14 protein-coding genes are annotated in these 15,634 nt (G+C 68.8%); 8 read left to right on the forward strand and 6 right to left on the reverse strand.

The window, feature by feature from the left end; genetic code table 11:
• The first annotated feature begins 46 nt into the window (after nt 1–46).
• From H8F26_RS14750 to H8F26_RS14780, 7 genes are all read left to right on the forward strand, one after another.
• Nucleotides 47–1,660: a UbiD family decarboxylase gene (locus H8F26_RS14750; protein WP_231605245.1), complete on the forward strand. Its 1,614-nt coding sequence runs from the start codon at nt 47–49 to the stop codon at nt 1,658–1,660.
• 19 nt (nt 1,661–1,679) lie between these two features.
• Nucleotides 1,680–2,117, forward strand: coding sequence for an Rrf2 family transcriptional regulator (locus tag H8F26_RS14755; RefSeq protein ID WP_197155152.1), 438 nt, complete (start codon nt 1,680–1,682; stop codon nt 2,115–2,117).
• A 34-nt stretch (nt 2,118–2,151) separates the two neighbouring features.
• Nucleotides 2,152–2,292, forward strand: a complete 141-nt coding sequence (locus tag H8F26_RS14760) for a hypothetical protein (protein ID WP_231605246.1) — start codon at nt 2,152–2,154, stop codon at nt 2,290–2,292.
• 65 nt (nt 2,293–2,357) lie between these two features.
• The gene (aroA, locus tag H8F26_RS14765; protein ID WP_197155156.1) at nt 2,358–3,683 is read left to right on the forward strand and encodes a 3-phosphoshikimate 1-carboxyvinyltransferase; all 1,326 of its coding nucleotides are present in this window, start codon (nt 2,358–2,360) and stop codon (nt 3,681–3,683) included.
• A 5-nt stretch (nt 3,684–3,688) separates the two neighbouring features.
• Entirely contained in the window at nt 3,689–4,744 is a 1,056-nt protein-coding gene (locus H8F26_RS14770) for an MnmC family methyltransferase (protein WP_197155157.1), read from the forward strand.
• A 27-nt stretch (nt 4,745–4,771) separates the two neighbouring features.
• On the forward strand, nt 4,772–6,121 hold the full coding sequence (gene glmU, locus H8F26_RS14775) for a bifunctional UDP-N-acetylglucosamine diphosphorylase/glucosamine-1-phosphate N-acetyltransferase GlmU (RefSeq protein ID WP_197155159.1): 1,350 nt from the start codon (nt 4,772–4,774) through the stop codon (nt 6,119–6,121).
• Between the two features lie 16 nt (nt 6,122–6,137).
• A complete protein-coding gene (locus H8F26_RS14780) occupies nt 6,138–7,460 on the forward strand; it encodes a chloride channel protein (RefSeq protein WP_231605247.1) in 1,323 nt (440 codons plus the stop codon).
• Nucleotides 7,461–7,487: 27 nt separating this feature from the next.
• On the opposite strand, the gene murF is transcribed toward H8F26_RS14780, so the two are convergent.
• From murF to menD, 6 genes are all read right to left on the reverse strand, one after another.
• Complete coding sequence (murF, locus tag H8F26_RS14785; protein WP_197155160.1) at nt 7,488–8,933, reverse strand: UDP-N-acetylmuramoyl-tripeptide--D-alanyl-D-alanine ligase; 1,446 nt, start codon at nt 8,931–8,933, stop codon at nt 7,488–7,490.
• The gene (locus H8F26_RS14790) at nt 8,918–9,781 is read right to left on the reverse strand and encodes a hypothetical protein (protein ID WP_197155161.1); all 864 of its coding nucleotides are present in this window, start codon (nt 9,779–9,781) and stop codon (nt 8,918–8,920) included. Before H8F26_RS14790 ends, murF begins: the two co-directional genes overlap by 16 nt.
• Complete coding sequence (gene glgA, locus H8F26_RS14795; protein ID WP_197155162.1) at nt 9,774–11,315, reverse strand: glycogen synthase GlgA; 1,542 nt, start codon at nt 11,313–11,315, stop codon at nt 9,774–9,776. Before glgA ends, H8F26_RS14790 begins: the two co-directional genes overlap by 8 nt.
• A gap of 102 nt (nt 11,316–11,417) precedes the next feature.
• Complete coding sequence (locus H8F26_RS14800) at nt 11,418–12,068, reverse strand: L,D-transpeptidase family protein (RefSeq protein ID WP_197155163.1); 651 nt, start codon at nt 12,066–12,068, stop codon at nt 11,418–11,420.
• 91 nt (nt 12,069–12,159) lie between these two features.
• Entirely contained in the window at nt 12,160–13,011 is an 852-nt protein-coding gene (gene menB / locus H8F26_RS14805; RefSeq protein WP_231605248.1) for a 1,4-dihydroxy-2-naphthoyl-CoA synthase, read from the reverse strand.
• Nucleotides 13,008–14,921, reverse strand: coding sequence for a 2-succinyl-5-enolpyruvyl-6-hydroxy-3-cyclohexene-1-carboxylic-acid synthase (gene menD, locus H8F26_RS14810; RefSeq protein ID WP_231605249.1), 1,914 nt, complete (start codon nt 14,919–14,921; stop codon nt 13,008–13,010). Before menD ends, menB begins: the two co-directional genes overlap by 4 nt.
• A 96-nt stretch (nt 14,922–15,017) precedes the next feature.
• Here menD and lepB point away from each other — a divergent pair, with 96 nt between their 5' ends.
• Nucleotides 15,018–15,614: a signal peptidase I gene (lepB, locus tag H8F26_RS14815; RefSeq protein ID WP_197159248.1), complete on the forward strand. Its 597-nt coding sequence runs from the start codon at nt 15,018–15,020 to the stop codon at nt 15,612–15,614.
• Nucleotides 15,615–15,634 lie beyond the last annotated feature (20 nt).

Raw genomic sequence — 15,634 nt, forward strand, 5'->3', positions numbered from 1 at the left:
GGTCGCCACAGGGGTGCGTCACAGTAGGCACCGCAAGGGATTGGTGATGGTGCGGAGCATCGGCGTTCAGGCTGGCGGGCCAACGGTGGACGCGGGTTCATTCCGGGGTTTCAACGGCGCGTCCCGCCGTGATCTGCGCGGGTATCTCACCCTGCTGGAGCAGCGCGGTCAGCTGCGCCGCATCACCGCCCCGGTGGATCCCGATCTGGAGCTGGCGGCCATCGCCGATCGGGTGCTGAGCGCTGGCGGGCCGGCGCTGCTGTTCGAGAACGTGATCGGCAGCACGATGCCGGTGGCCGTGAACCTGCTCGGCACCCAGGAGCGGGTGTTGTGGAGCATGGGCATGGAGCGACCCGAGGAGCTCGAGGCCCTCGGCGAGCGGCTGGCCCTGCTGCAACAGCCTCGCCCCCCCAAGGGGCTGCAGGAAGCAGCCAGGTTCGGCGGCCTGCTCTGGGATCTGGTCAAGGCCCGCCCCGATCTCGACCTCACCCCCCCCTGCCACCAGCAGGTGTTCAAGGGGGACCAGGTGAATCTCGATGCCCTGCCCCTGTTGCGGCCCTGGCCGGGCGATGCCGGCGGCATCATCACCCTGGGTCTGGTGATCACCAAGGACCCGGAAACGGGGACCCCCAACGTGGGCGTCTACCGCCTGCAGCGGCAGTCGATCAACACGATGACGGTGCATTGGCTGAGTGTGCGGGGCGGCGCTCGCCACCTGCGCAAGGCGGCGGCGCTGGGCAAGCCGCTGGAGATCGCGATCGCCATCGGGGTGCACCCCTTGCTGGTGATGGCGGCGGCGACGCCGATCCCGGTGCAGTTGAGCGAGTGGTTGTTTGCCGGCCTCTACGCCGGTGAGGGCGTGCGATTGGCCAAGTGCAAGACGGTGAATCTGGAAGTTCCCAGCCACAGTGAGCTGGTGCTGGAGGGCACGATCACCCCCGGCGAGGAGCTGGCCGATGGCCCGTTCGGCGACCACATGGGCTTCTACGGCGGTGTCGAGGCCTCACCGCTGGTGCGGTTTCAGTGCGTCACCCAGCGGCGCGACCCGATCTACTTCACCACCTTCAGCGGCCGGCCCCCCAAGGAGGACGCGATGCTGGCCATCGCCCTCAACCGCATCTACACCCCGATCCTGCGGCAGCAGATCCCGGAGATCGTCGATTTCTTCCTGCCGATGGAGGGCCTCAGCTACAAGCTGGCCGTGATCGCCATCGACAAGGCCTATCCCGGCCAGGCCAGGCGTGCCGCCATGGCCTTCTGGAGTGCTCTGCCGCAGTTCACTTACACGAAGTTCGTGGTGGTGGTGGATCAGAGCATCAACATCCGCGATCCCCGCCAGGTGATCTGGGCCATCAGTGCCCAGGTGGATCCCCAGCGGGATCTGTTCGTGCTGGAGAACACCCCGTTCGACAGCCTTGATTTCGCCAGCGAGCGGCTGGGTCTGGGTGGCCGCCTGGCGATTGATGCCACCACCAAGATCGGCCCCGAGAAGCGCCATCCCTGGGGTGAACCACTCCGCCGGCCTGCCGAGCTGGAGGCCCGCCTCGATGCCCGCTGGCAGGAGCTGGGGCTGGCGGACGTGGGCCAGAACCAGCCCGATCCGGCCCTGTTCGGGTACACCCTCGAGCACGTGCTGGAACGGCTGGCCAACCTGCGATGACGCCCCAGCGGCCAGAGCCATGCTGAAGAAAGGTGGGCTCTACGCCCTCAAGGCCCTGTTGCAGCTGGCCCTGGCGCCGCAGGTCTGGCGATCCAGCACCGACCTGGCGACTGCTCTGGAGCTGCCCGCGCCGATGCTGGAGCAGCAGCTCCTGGGGCTGCGCCGCGCCGGGCTGCTCGAATCCCGCCGCGGTCGCCGCGGCGGTTTCCGTCTGGCTCTGCCAACAGAGGAAATCCCCCTGGCGGCCATTCTGGCGGCGGTCTCCGCCGACCCCAGCGAAGACCCCGCCTCCCTGGAGCTGCCCAAGGCCAGCGATCGGGTCGCGGCGGCCCTGGAGCAGCGCCTGCGCCGCGCCATGGAGCGGGAGCTGGGCCGCCTCACTCTGGCTGAACTGCTGTTCGATCTGCGCAGTGCCGAGGCTTCGATCGGGGAGGAGCAGGGCCTGCTGCTGGGTTGATCGGCTGATCTGACCCGTTGGGCTGATCGGCGTGGTGGGGGCGTTCGGCGTCGCCTTTGCCCTGGAGCAGGGGCAGATCGTGGCGGCGATGCTGCTGTCGGCCCTGCTGGTGGCCCTGATCCTGGCTGCAGCGGCCCTGCTCGCCCGGTGCCCTGGCAACCCCAACCCCGGCTGAGCCCTCCCAGCGGAAGCCCGCAGCGGGCTCTCCATAGGATCAAGATCCCGCTCCGACCGGTTCCCTTGACCTCCGCCGCCGCGATTCCAGCCCCGCTGCACCTGCCGGCCGGAGGCTCCCTGCGGGGCAGGGTGCGGGTGCCGGGCGACAAGTCGATCTCCCACCGGGCTCTGCTGTTCGGCGCCATCGCCGAGGGGGAGACCCGCATTGAGGGGTTGCTGCCCGCCGAGGATCCGCTCAGCACCGCCGATTGCCTGCGGGCCATGGGGGTGGAGGTCTCGCCGATCGAGGCCGGCCAGCCGGTGCTGGTGCAGGGGGTGGGGCTGGATGGGCTTCAGGAACCGGGCGATGTGCTCGAGTGCGGCAATTCCGGCACCACGATGCGCCTGATGCTGGGGCTGCTGGCGGGTCGCTGCGGCCGCCACTTCGTACTCAGCGGCGATCGTTCCCTGCGGGGTCGGCCGATGCGGCGTGTCGGGGAACCCTTGGCCGGCATGGGTGCCCAGATCCATGGCCGCAAGGGTGGCAACTTTGCGCCGTTGGCGGTGCTGGGTCAGCCCTTACGCGGCACCACCATCTACACGCCGGTGGCCTCGGCCCAGGTGAAGAGCGCCATCCTGCTGGCGGCCCTCACCGCCGAGGGTCCCACCACCGTGATCGAACCGGCCCAGTCGCGCGACCACAGCGAACGGATGCTGCGGGCCTTCGGCGCCCACCTGGTGGTGGGTGGCTCCGCCGCCAACGACGTGACCGTGACCCCAGGCCCGGCTCTGCGGGGGCAGAGCGTGGTGGTGCCTGGCGACATCAGCTCCGCGGCCTTCTGGCTGGTGGCTGCCGCCATCACCCCTGGAGCCGAGCTCACGGTCGAAAATGTGGGACTCAATCCCAGCCGCACCGGCATTCTCGAGGTGTTGCGGCAAATGGGTGCCGCCATCGAGGTGCGCCATGCCCGTGATGTGGCGGGCGAGCCGGTGGGGGATCTGCACGTCTGCCATGGGCCCCTGCAGGCGTTCGACATCGGCGGTGATCTGATTCCCCGTCTGGTGGATGAGATTCCGGTGCTGGCCGTCGCGGCCTGCTTTGCCGAGGGGGTCAGCCGCATCCGCGATGCCGAGGAGCTGCGGGTCAAGGAGACCGACCGGCTGGCGGTGATGGCCCGCCAGCTCGGCGCCATGGGCGCTCGCCTGGAGGAGTTCGCCGATGGCCTGGCGATCACCGGTCCCACCGTGCTGCACGGCACCGCCGTGGACAGCGAGACCGACCACCGGGTGGCCATGAGCCTGGCGGTCGCGTCGTTGGTGGCAGAGGGTGCCACCAGCCTGGCGCGACCCGAGGCGGCAGCTGTGTCGTATCCCGGCTTCTGGGACGATCTGGCTCGGCTGCGGGCCTGAGGTCCGTGGCCACCTCAGCGGCCGCCTCAGCCGCAAACACCACGGCCTGCTCCCGACACGCTCTCTCCAGCAGCGCTCTCCAGTCCCGTTGCACGGCTGACGGCAGCTTCAGCCTCTACAGCACCGCCTTCGGTGAGGCGTTCCACAGCGCTGAGGGTGCCCTGGCCGAAGCCCTGGCCAAATTCGTGGGGCCGGCCGAACTGGAGCGTTTCCCGGCCGGCCGGGAGTTGCTGGTGGTCGAGTGCTGTGTGGGCACGGGCACCAACACCGCCGCCCTGATCGAGGCCGCCGCCGCCCGGGGCCTGCGGCTGCGCTGGTGGGGCCTGGAGCTGGATCCCGAACCGCTCGCCCTTTCCCTGGCCGCCCCAGGTTTCCGCGCCCAGTGGCTGCCCTCCACTCTGGCAGTGCTGGAGACCCTTCACGGCCAAGTGGGTCAGGATTTGGCCTCGCAGGATTCAGCTTGCCAGGGGTCGGGTTTGCTGGACAGGGCAGTTCTGGATCCTGCATCGCTGGACCCGTTGTTTCGCGGTTCGATGCTCTGGGGCGATGCGCGCCGCAGCCTGCCTCGCCTGGTCGCGGAGCTGGCCGGCCGCTGTGACCTGGTGCTGATGGATGCCTTCTCGCCAGCCCATTGCCCGCAGCTCTGGACGGAGGAGGTGCTGGCTGCGCTGGCGAGCCTGTTGGCTCCCCAGGGGCGCTGGCTGAGTTACTGCTCGGCGGCGGCCGTGCGCCAGACCCTGCGTCGGGCTGGTCTTCAGTTGAGCACGATCCCATCGCCCCCGAATCCGGCGATGCCTGGCGCGGGTTCTGGCCGCCGCCGCTGGAGTGGGGGCACGGCCGCCAGTCCAGAGCCGCTGCCCCCATCCGACAGGTTGCGGCCGCTCACGCCGATGGAGTGGGAGCACCTCACGACCAGCGCCGGCCACCCCTACCGCGACCCGAGCGGCTGCTCCACCGCGGCCGCGATCCATCAGCGCCGCCAGCTGGAGCAGGCCACCTCTGGTGCCGAACCCAGCAGTGCCTGGCGCCGTCGCTGGGGCCTGGAGGGTCACCGCCGGTAGATTCCGCCGCAGATGCCGCCTTCACTGATGCTCGCCGTTGCCGTTCTGGCCGCCGGAAAGGGCACCCGCATGAAGAGCGACCGCCCCAAGGTGTTGCAGCCGCTGGCCGGCGCCACCCTGGTGGAGCGGGTGCTGCGCAGTTGCCGAACCCTGGAGCCTGAGCGGCAGCTGCTGATCGTGGGCCACCAGGCCGAGCGCGTCGAGCAGGAGCTGAGCCATCTGAACGGTCTGGAGTACGTGCTGCAGCAGCCGCAGAACGGCACCGGCCACGCCGTTCAGCAGTTGCTCGAACCGCTGGCGGGCTTCAGCGGCGAGCTGCTGGTGTTGAACGGCGATGTGCCGCTGCTGCGGCCGGACACCCTGGAGCAGCTGCTGGACCGCCATCGCCAGAGCGGCGCTGCCGTGACCCTGCTCACCGCCCGGCTCGACGATCCCACCGGATACGGCCGCGTCTTCGCCGATGCCGAGGGGCAGGTGAGCGCCATCGTGGAGCATCGCGATTGCAACCCGGCCCAGCGAGACACCGACCTGATCAATGGCGGCATCTACTGCTTCGACTGGCCAAAACTGGCGGCGGTGCTCCCCCTGCTCACATCAGACAACGACCAGGGGGAGCTCTATCTCACCGACACGGTGGCTCTGTTGCAGCCGGCCTTCCATCTGGAGGTGAGCGATCCCGATGAGATCAACGGCGTCAACGACCGCCTGCAGCTCAGCCAGTGTGAAGCCGTGCTCCAGGACAGGCTGCGGCGCCACTGGATGGCCGAGGGGGTCACCTTCGTGGATCCACCCAGTTGCACCCTCAGCGATGGCAGCCGTTTCGGCCGAGACGTGGTGGTGGAACCGCAATGCCATTTCCGGGGCAGCAGCGTGATCGGCGATGGCTGCCGCATCGGTCCAGGCTGCCTGATCGAAGACTCTGAACTCGGTTGTGGCGTGGAGGTGCTCCACTCGGTGGTGCGCGGCGCTGTTGTCGCCGATGGCTGCGCGATCGGGCCCTTCGCCCAGCTCCGGGCCGGCAGCAACCTGGCGGCTGGCTGCCGCGTCGGCAACTTCGTGGAGATCAAGAACAGCGTGCTGGAGGCGGAGGTGAAGGTGAATCACCTCAGCTACATCGGCGATGCCGATCTCGGCGCCGGCGTGAATGTGGGTGCCGGCACGATCACCGCCAACTACGACGGCCTCCGCAAGCACCGCACCGTGATCGGGGCCGGCAGCAAGACCGGGGCCAATTCGGTGCTGGTGGCCCCGATCAGTCTCGGGGAGCGGGTCACGGTGGGGGCCGGCTCCACCCTGACCCGGGACGTGCCCAGCGGTGCCCTGGCGATCGGCCGGGCCCGTCAGTGGATCAAGGAGAACTGGCCTGGCCCTGTCTGATCGCAACGGCTCCATCGTGCTGCTCTCCCTCCCCCTGCTGCTGTCGCTGTTGCTGTCCGCTGTGGTGATCACCGCGGCGGAGCAGCCCTATCAATGGCTGTCGGCGCAGGGATTCCGTCTGCAGCGGCTGTGGCCCCTGGGCGGGTCCGAGGCCCTGCCGTTCTGGCTGCCGCTGATCACCCTGGCGGGCACGCTGCTGTTCGTGGGGCTGGCCTGGGGTCCGCTGGCAAGGGGCCGAGGTGGGGGCCTCACGGGGTTGCTGCTGCTGCAGCGCCCGGCCCCTGAGGCGTCCGACGGCAGCTCCGCCCGCGACGAAGGTGCGTATCTGGCCAGCCTGGATTGGCGGGTTCAGCTCGCACGGCTGCCGCTCCTGGCCCTCACCCATCTGGCTGGGTTGTCGGTGGGGACGGAATCCCCGTCTGCCGCCCTGGGCGCCTCCTGCCTCTTGGGCCTGCGCCGCTGGCTCACCCCACTTCGCCTGCTGCCCACCTTATTGCTGGTGGCGATCGGAGGAGCGGCCGGACTTGGCACCGCGTTCCGCTCCCCCTTGCTGGGGGTGGCCTATGGCCTCGAGGAGCTGAGCGCCGTCAAGGGTTTTCCGCTGGTTTTCCCGACCCTGTTGCTGGCGGGTCTCGGCACGGTGCTGTCCGAGGCCTTCGGCTCCGCCTCCGAGGCTCAGCCGGCCCGGCTGGCGGCGCTGGCCCAGCTGCCCCTGGGGCGGCTTCTGCCTCCTGCCCTCTGGCCCACCCTGCTGCTCACCACGCTGGTGATGGGTCTGCTCGGGGTGCTGTTCGTGCGCTTGCTGATTCCCTGCAGCGCCTGGGTGGCCGGCCTGCTGCGCAGCCACCCCTGGCGGGCGGCCCTGGCGCTGGCCACGGCCTTTGCCCTGCTGGCCCTCGCCAGCGGTGGTCTCAGCCTCAACGATGGCTCCCTCTCCCTCGGCCCGGGCCTGGCTGGTGACTCGTCCTCGCCGGTTTGGGCGGGCTTGCCCCGTCTGCTGGGTCCGTTGCTCAGCATTTCCGTGGGGGCACCGGGTGGCCTGATGCACGACACCATGAGCCTCGGTGCGGTGCTGATCGCCCCTTGGATCCAGGCCCTGCCAGCCGATCAGCAGGCGGCGGTTGCTGCGGTGGCGGCTGCGGCGCTGTTTAGCGGGGCCTGCCGCACCCCGTTGTTCTGTGGGGTGTTTGTGTTCACCCTGCAGGGTGATGCCCAGCTGTTGCCCTGGCTGCTGGTGGCCTCGGCCCTGGCTGCGGCGATCGGCGAGCGCTGGGGAGGCTCCACCTGGAACACCTGCCAGATGGATCGGCTGCTCGCCTCTCGTCGTCAGCCGGGTTGAGCGCTCACAACGGGCTGAAGGCTTCGATCAGTTCCAGCTCTCCTGCTCCAGACACGGCAACAGCCGTTCCAGGGCCACGCCCCGACTCGCCTTGAGCAGCACCACATCGCCGGCGTTGAGCCAGCCCCGTAGCGGATCCATCGCTTCAATCGCCTCAGAGACGCGCGCCAGCCTGGGCAGAGACCGTGCCGCTTCGAGCATGGCCTCGCCTTCCGCGCCACCATCCACGATCACCAGTCCATCCAATCCCAGGGCCGCGGCGCGTTCGGCCACCTGACGGTGTAGGTCCAGGCTGCGATCACCCAGCTCCAGCATGGTGCCGAGCACGGCGAACCGGCGTCCCGGTTGGGATGCCAGCAGCTCCAGGGCCGCCAGCACCGCCTCCGGCGAGGCGTTGTAGGTCTCATCCAGCACGGTGAGGCCACCCATCTGCCGCCGCCGGTTGCGGCCGCCGGGCACGTCCACCTCCAGAGCCGTGAGGGCCTGGGGTTCCACGCCCAGCCGATCGGCCACGGCCAGCGCCAGCAGGAGGTTTCTGGCGTTGTGTTGTCCCTCCAGGGGCAGGCTCACCGACTCGATCCGGCCGTTGTGGTGCACCTCCAGGCGTCTGCCATCGTCGTTGAGATGACCGATCCAATCAGCCGGTGGAAGCGGTTCCGTAGCTGGGTCGCTGCTGAGGGCCACCCGCCAGACCGCGCCCGACCAGACTCTCGCCAACTCCGCCTCAAGCAGCGGATCCCCTGCCGGAATCACCAGCAGGCCGTCGGGTTTGAGGCCGAGGCAGATTTCACACTTGGCCTGGGCGATGGCCTCACGGCTGCCGAGGCGGCCGATGTGGGCCGTGCCGATGTTGGTGATCACGGTCACATCGGGAGTGGCGCAGTGGCTGAGCCGTTCGATCTCACCCAGGCCGCGCATGCCCATCTCCACCACCAGGGCGGCTGTGGACTCGTTGGCCTTGAGCAGGGTGAGGGGGACGCCGATGTCGTTGTTTTCGTTGCCGCTGCTCGCCACCACAGACCCCACGTCTGCCAGGGCAGCGCGGATCAGTTCGCGGGTGGTGGTCTTGCCGGCTGAACCGGTCACCGCCACCACGGGGACTCCCAGCTGCTTGCGCCACAGCGATCCCAGCTGCTGATAGGCCAGCAGCGTGTCTGGCACGAGCCAGAGCGGTCGCCCGAGACCCGCCAGGTGCTCTCGCTGACTCTGCGTCAGCCGATCGGCCTGGGCAACCGCCGCCGCCGCGCCGCCGCAGGACAGGGCCTCCTCCAGGAAAGCATGGCCATCGAAGCGCTCGCCCACCAGGGGCACGAACAGATCTCCCGGCTGGAGGCGACGGCTGTCGGTGCAGATGGCATCGGGTTCGATACGCAGCTCCGTCAGCCCTGCCCCGGGCTGGACGTCCTGATGCTCCGCTGCTGCCCGCAGGGGCGCGCCCCAGAGCTCCTCCAGTTCATTCAGGCGGATCGCCATGGGGGCAGCAGGCCAGGATCGAGCAGGATCATGCCGGATCCGAGCCTTGCGGAGTGCCCCAGCAGGCGCCCATGGATGTCGCGCAGCTCCAGGCGTTCGAACCCCTGGCTCTGGGCGCGCTCCCACCAGCGCTCGGCCAGCTGTTGCCGTTGCTCCGGCCGAAGCAGGCTGTAGGGCGCATCCAGCCGCAGGATCACGCTGCCGAGTTTCGGCTGCTCGATCAGCTCCAGCCAGGTGGCCGGTCCTTCGATCAGACCGTCGCCATCGGCGATGTAGCCGCTGTCCGCCTGACTGGCCGTGGTCGGGGTGTCCCTGGTCGAGGTGTCCGTGGGCTGCGGGTCAGCTGATTCGGTGATGTCCTCCGATTGGGGCAGCTCCTGATCCGTGCCGTTGGCTGTTGTTGTGCCCTTGGTGGCCTTGATCGTCGCGCTGCGCTGCTGGCTGTTGGTGTTGCGCCCGATCGGGGGCTGCTGGGCTTGGGTGCCTGGGCTTTCTCCACCACTGGTCAGCCGGGTGCCGTCCATCACCCCCTGGGCAGCAGGAGGTGGAGCCACGGCTGGGCGGCGCTGCAGGGTCAAGAACAGCAGGCCGCTGAGCGTCAGCGCCACCGCCAGAACCAGCGGCCAGAACAGGGGGGCAAGGTCGCGGGGCCAGGGCCCCGGTCGCGGCAGATCGCCGCTGTTATTGCGCCGCAGGATCTCCCGGGCCAGCAGCCGCAGACTGGCCGCAACGGCCGTCAGGTCGCGTCCCAGCAGCCGCCACGGACTTTCGTAGACAGCTGGCAGGGGGGCGGTGGCGGTGGGGCGAGACTCCAGGGCGACCGGTTCGCCCCGCTCCCGTTCACCCATTGAGGCGGCGGCGCAGCAGGTTGAGTGGATTGCGGCTGCCGCGCCCTTCCTGGGTCAGGGAGGCATCGGGAGCGGGGGCATGGCCACCCCGCAGGCTGGGATCGGCATCCTGGCCCTGGGAGAAGCGCTCCACGTCCTCCGCCAGGGGGGTGGGTTCCTTGACGCCGCAGACATCGCGGTACATGACGTCGTATTCGAGGGCGGAGCGGCTCCAGCTCATGTCCTGGGTCATGCCGCGGTGCTGCAACTCCTCCCAGCTGCTCTGGTGGCGGTAGGCCTCCCAGGAGCGCACGATCGAGGTGAAGAAGTCGACCGGCTCGTAGCGATCGAAGCAGAAGCCCGTTCCCGTGCCGGCAATCGGATCGTGGGGCGGCACGGTATCCACCAGTCCGCCGACCCGGCGCACCACCGGCACCGAGCCGTAGCGCATCGCCAGCATCTGGCTGATGCCGCAGGGTTCGAAGCGGCTGGGCATCAGGAAGGCATCGCTGCCGCCGTAGATCAGCCGTGACAGGGCATCGTCGTAGGTGAGAAACACAGCGAAGCGGCCTGGATGACGGGCCGCCATCTGCCAGAGGCCCGATTCATAGCCGCGATCGCCGGTGCCGAGCACCACGATCTGGCTGTCGGTGTAGGCGAGCACCCGGTCTGCCACCTGCAGCAGCAGGTCCACCCCCTTCTGATCCACCAGCCGGCTGACCATGCCCATCAGGTAGGTGCGCGGGCTCAGGCTGAGACCCATGCGTTCCTGGAGAGCCCGTTTGTTGCGCGCCCGAGGGCTCAGATCGGCCGGCGTGAAGGTGGCCGGCAGGGTGGGATCGGTCGCCGGATTCCAGTCTTCCGTGTCGATGCCATTGAGGATGCCGCGCAGCTTGCCGCTGATGTAATTGAGCAGCCCGTCGAGATGTTCGCCGTACTGGGGGGTGCGGATCTCAATCGCATAGGTGGGTGAGACGGCATTCACCCGATCGGCATAGAGCAGGGCCGCCGCCATGGTGTGATCGCCCTGCATGTACCAGGGGCACCAGGTCATCCGCTCCAGCTTCCAGCGCCAGGGACCCTGGTACTTGAGGTTGTGGATGGTGAAGACCGTGCTGATCTCGGGGTCCTGATGCATCCACACCGGGATCATGCCGGTGTGCCAATCGTGGCAGTGCAGCACCTGCGGCTTCCAACCGCCGTTCCAGGCGAATTCTGCGGTGGCGCTGGCGAAGAAGGTGAAGCGCCAATCCTCATCCTCACCGCCATAGATCCGCTCCGGATCGAACACCGGATGACCCACCAGATAGATCGGCAGCCCGTTGGTGGGGTGGCGGGTTTCAAACACCGAGAAATCGGTGCCCATCGTGTGTCCACGCCAGATCGGTTCGTCTGGAATTGACAGAAGACTCCAGAGCTTGCCGTAACCCGGCATGATGATGCGCACGTCATGGCCAAGCGCAGCCAGGGCAGGGGACAGGGAGCCCACTACGTCCCCCATGCCGCCCACTTTGATCATGGGCGCGCATTCTGCGGCGGCGAACAACACCCGCATCGAAATCCTGCCAGAGGTGGCGGCATATTACGGGCGCTTTCCACAGAGCCATGCCAACGGACTGCCCCGTTCAGCCTGGTCAGTCCTGTCGGCTCGGCACCGTCACGGCAGGACCGTGACGGGGGTTCCCAGCTGGACCAGGTTGTACAGCGCCTGCACGTGCTCGTCGTACAGGCGAACGCAGCCGTGCGATACCGCCTGCCCGACGCTGGCGCGGTTGGGCGTGCCATGGAAGCCGGCGGTGACGCACCCCTGCACCACCAGGTGCTCCTGGCCGTTGAAGCCGCGGCGGCCCTTGCAGTCGCGGTAGAAGCCGATCCAGCGGCTGCCGAGGGGGTTGGCCGGTCCGGGGGGAATCAGGCGGCCGTTGGCCGGGTGCTGCCAGACCGGATTGGTCCGCAGCTCCATCACCTCGAACCGGCCCACGGGGGTTTCCCAGCCCGGCATGCCGACCGCCACCGGAAAGCGCCGGATTTCCTGGCCGTTCTCGAGCACCAGCAGGCGTCGCTGGCGGCGATCCAGCACCAGCTCCCGTCCACCGGGGGCCTCGTCTGAGGCTGGGGTGGCCACGGCCACGCCCTGCTTGGTGTCAACCAGCTGGCTGCCGGCACTGGTCTGAGTGCTGGCATGGGCGTCAGGAGCGATCAGTCCCGCTGCCAGTCCCAGGGTGATCAGTCCAGCCAGGGTGGTCTGGCGCAGCCCGCGGCAGATGGGATCCGCCTTTTGGAACGGCTGGAACCGCTTGTCCGGCATCGGCCGTGACCACAACAGCGGTTCAGGTAGCGGTTCGGATCGGTGGGCGGGGCGCACGAGCTGGAGCAGATCCGATGGCAGTGATCCACCGTCAAGGTAGCCAGGCTGAGGAGGAGAAGTCGGGCTCGCGTTTTTCAAGGAAGGCATTGCGACCCTCCTGGCCCTCCTCGGTTCGGTAGAAGAGATGGGTGGCCTGACCCGCCAGTTCCTGCAGGCCCGCCAGCCCGTCGGTTTCGGCATTGAAGGCGGCCTTGAGGCAGCGGATCGCCGTGGGGCTGTGGCGCAGCACCTGGCGGGCCCAGCTCACTCCCTCGGCCTGCAGCTGCTCCAGGGGCACCACCTGATTCACCAACCCCATCGCCAGGGCCTCCTGGGCGTTGTATTGCCTGCAGAGAAACCAGATCTCGCGGGCCTTGCGTTGCCCCACCACCCGGGCCAGGTAGCCGGCGCCGAAACCGCCGTCGAAGCTGCCGACCCGGGGCCCGGTCTGGCCGAACACCGCGTTCTCCGCCGCCAGACTCAGATCACAGAGCAGATGCAGCACCTGGCCGCCGCCGATGGCGTAGCCGGCGACCAGGGCAATCACCACCTTGGGCAGGCTGCGGATCAGCCGTTGCAGGTCGAGCACATTGAGGCGAGGCAGGCCCGTCTCATCCAGGTAACCGCCGTCACCCCGCACGCTCTGGTCGCCGCCGGCGCAGAAGGCCCAGCCGCCATCGGCTGCCGGACCGGCACCGGTGAACAGCACCACGCCGATGCGGGGGTTGTCGCGCACCCGCGAAAAGGCGTCGCAGAGCTCCTGCACCGTGCGGGGCCGGAAGGCGTTGCGTTTATGGGGACGATCAATCGTGATGCGGGCGATTCCCTCCTCACTGATCTCGAAGCGGATGTCCTCATACGACCCGGTGCTCTGCCAGATCACCGGCTGGGGGGGCGTGCTCAAGAGGGATCGGGTCGTGCTGCCGCCATTGTGCGCAAGTGCTGGCGCCGGCTGGCATCGGCGCGGCGGTCGGTCCGCAACCGCACCAGGGCCATCGGGAGTTGAAGGGCCCAGGCCAGGGTTTCCTCCAGGGTGCTCCAACGGTCGATCGAACGGGCCGGGACTCCGTGGGCGGCGGCCAGGGCACAGGGATCGACCGCCTGCGGCATGGCGAACAGACGCTCGAAATCGAGCAGTGCCTCGTCGCTGGGTCGAATCGAGAGCTGCTCGAAGATGCCGCCGCCGCCGTTGTCGATCAGCAGCACCGTGAGCCGGCCGCGCAGCTGCTGCTGCCAGAGCCAGCCGTTGCAGTCGTGCAGCAGGGCCAGATCACCGCAGACCAGCACCGCCGCCCCCAGGGCTTCGGCGATGCCGCAGGCGAGCGAGAGGGTGCCGTCGATGCCGGAGGCGCCGCGGAAGGAGAACACGGGGCGGTGCGGGGCGCTCGGCGCGCCAAAGCTCTCCCAGTCCCGCACGGGACTGCTGTTGGCCAGCAGCAGCGGCAGATCGGCCGGCAGCCGCTGACTCAACCATCGGGCCAGGCCCGGTTCGTTGAGCCCGGCGGAAGGGTCTGGCTGCAGCTTCTGATCCAGCCACGTCTGCATCGCCCGTTCCGCCTGGTGCCATTGCCTCCCCAGGGCCAGGCAGTCGGGCGCCGGGGAGCCCGATCGCCAGGCCGGTGGGGCGGAGGCCAGCCAGGAGACCAACCCCCCATCCCACTGCAGGGCTCCGGTGCCGAGCGGATCCAGGGGCCGTGGTTCCGCTTCGCTGATCAGTACCTGCCGCTGGTGGCCAGTGCCCAGCCACTGCTGCAACCGTCGGCTGGCCGGCAGTGGACCCAGCCGCAGCACCTGCAAGGGCTGCCCTTGAGGGCTGGCCAGATCGGTCGGGCCCAGCAGCAGGTCGGGGTGGCACAACAGCAGGTCGTAGCTGCAGATCAGTTCCAGACCAGGACAGCCACGCAGGCTGGAGAGCGCATCGGCCAGCACCGGCCAGCCGCTGCGCCGTTGCCACTGGCGCAGGGCCTCCAGGAAGGCAGGAAAGGCTGCCATCGGCCCGCGCCAGGGTCCCGCCACCACCACTCCGGGGAGGTCGGGATCCAGGTGGGGTGCATCGCCAGGTGAACCGGCCAAAGGGCTGGAGTGGGTGGCCGCTGGCTGGGCAGGTTGTCCTAAGGGCTCGGCACGTTGCCCGACGGGCTGATCAGGAGGCTCAGGATTGAACGGGTGTGCAACGGATGGATCGAGGAGCTCTGAAGACGCTCGATTGGGTGTTTCTGGAAGGCTTGCCGCCGCCAGAGCCAGCAGGTCGGTGGCGTTGCCGTGCAGGGGTTCGCTGAAGGGCAGATTCAGATGCACCGGTCCTGATGGAGCAGGGGATCCGGCGGTGGCGGCCATGGCCTGCCACGCCAGGTTGCGCAGCGATGTCTCGCTGGCATCGGCCAGTCCCTCGGGCGGGCCTTCTCCATACCAGCGGCAGTTGGCGCGCAGAAAATCCTGCTGGTTCACGGTCTGATTGGCACCGCATCCCTTCAGGGCGACGGGACGGTCGGCCGTGAGCAGCAGCAGGGGGATGGCGCCGTAGTCGGCCTCCACCACGGCCGGCAGCAGATTCGCCACCGCCGTGCCGGAGGTGGTGACCACCGCGGCGGCCCGACCCTCGGCACGACCTAATCCGAGGGCGAAGAAGGCTGCCGAGCGCTCGTCGATCGCGGTGTGCAGCCGCAGGCCCCGTTGCTGTTGCAGCCCTGCGGCCACTGCCAGAGGACCGGAGCGGCTGCCAGGACACAACACCAGATGCTGCAGGCCAGCGCTCTGCAGCTCCGCCAGCAGGGTGAGGGCCGCCTGCAGGTTGCGCTGGGCCGCGGCCGCCACTGGCGTTGCCTCCGTTGGTCAAGATGGGCCGATCATCCTCACCGGCCGGCCCGCCCCCGAATTCTCGCGATGCCGAGCAACGAGTCCACCTCCCCGATGGCAGCCGAGGGCGCGAGCTGGTGGCAGGCCGTGCGGCGCCAGTTGCAGTCGCTGCTACTGTGGCTGGTGCTGGCCCTGCTGCTGCGTTGGTGGGTGCTGGAACCGCGCTGGATTCCCTCTGGCTCGATGCTGCCCACCCTGCAGCTGGAGGATCGGGTGCTGGTGGAGAAGCTGCGCGCCCGCCTGGATCTGCCCCTGCCCCTGGGCACGATCGTGGTATTCCATCCCCCCAGCCCCCTGATCGCGGCGGGTTACGACCCCAAGGCTGCCCTGATCAAGCGGATCGTGGCCGAACCTGGCGATCGGGTGGAGGTGCGGCAGGGCCGCCTCTGGCGCAACGGCGAACCCGTTTCCCTCGATTGGGCTCCTGAGCTGATCGATTACGACCTGGAACCCCTCACCGTGCCTGCGGGACATCATTTCGTGCTGGGCGATAACCGCAACAGCAGCCTCGATTCCCACCTCTGGGGAAGCTTGCCGGATGACTGCCTGATCGGCTCGGCCCTGTGGCGGTACTGGCCGTTGCAACGCTTCGGATCGTTGCCGCGATTGCCGTCCGCTGATCTCGATGGTGCTAACGAACACTTGGGTTAGGGTGCAGGCGTGTTCCAGAG

It is taken from the genome of Synechococcus sp. CBW1006, assembly GCF_015840525.1.
Classification (GTDB): domain Bacteria; phylum Cyanobacteriota; class Cyanobacteriia; order PCC-6307; family Cyanobiaceae; genus CBW1002.

Excerpts from the sequence above, each read along its gene's own strand:
- H8F26_RS14750 (WP_231605245.1), top strand. The coding sequence starts at position 47 with ATGGTGCGGAGCATCGGCGTTCAGGCTGGCGGGCCAACGGTGGACGCG.
- H8F26_RS14755 (WP_197155152.1), top strand. The coding sequence starts at position 1,680 with ATGCTGAAGAAAGGTGGGCTCTACGCCCTCAAGGCCCTGTTGCAGCTG.
- glmU (WP_197155159.1), top strand. The coding sequence starts at position 4,772 with ATGCTCGCCGTTGCCGTTCTGGCCGCCGGAAAGGGCACCCGCATGAAG.
- murF (WP_197155160.1), bottom strand. The coding sequence starts at position 8,933 with ATGGCGATCCGCCTGAATGAACTGGAGGAGCTCTGGGGCGCGCCCCTG.
- H8F26_RS14790 (WP_197155161.1), bottom strand. The coding sequence starts at position 9,781 with ATGGGTGAACGGGAGCGGGGCGAACCGGTCGCCCTGGAGTCTCGCCCC.
- glgA (WP_197155162.1), bottom strand. The coding sequence starts at position 11,315 with ATGCGGGTGTTGTTCGCCGCCGCAGAATGCGCGCCCATGATCAAAGTG.
- H8F26_RS14800 (WP_197155163.1), bottom strand. The coding sequence starts at position 12,068 with ATGCCGGACAAGCGGTTCCAGCCGTTCCAAAAGGCGGATCCCATCTGC.
- lepB (WP_197159248.1), top strand. The coding sequence starts at position 15,018 with ATGGCAGCCGAGGGCGCGAGCTGGTGGCAGGCCGTGCGGCGCCAGTTG.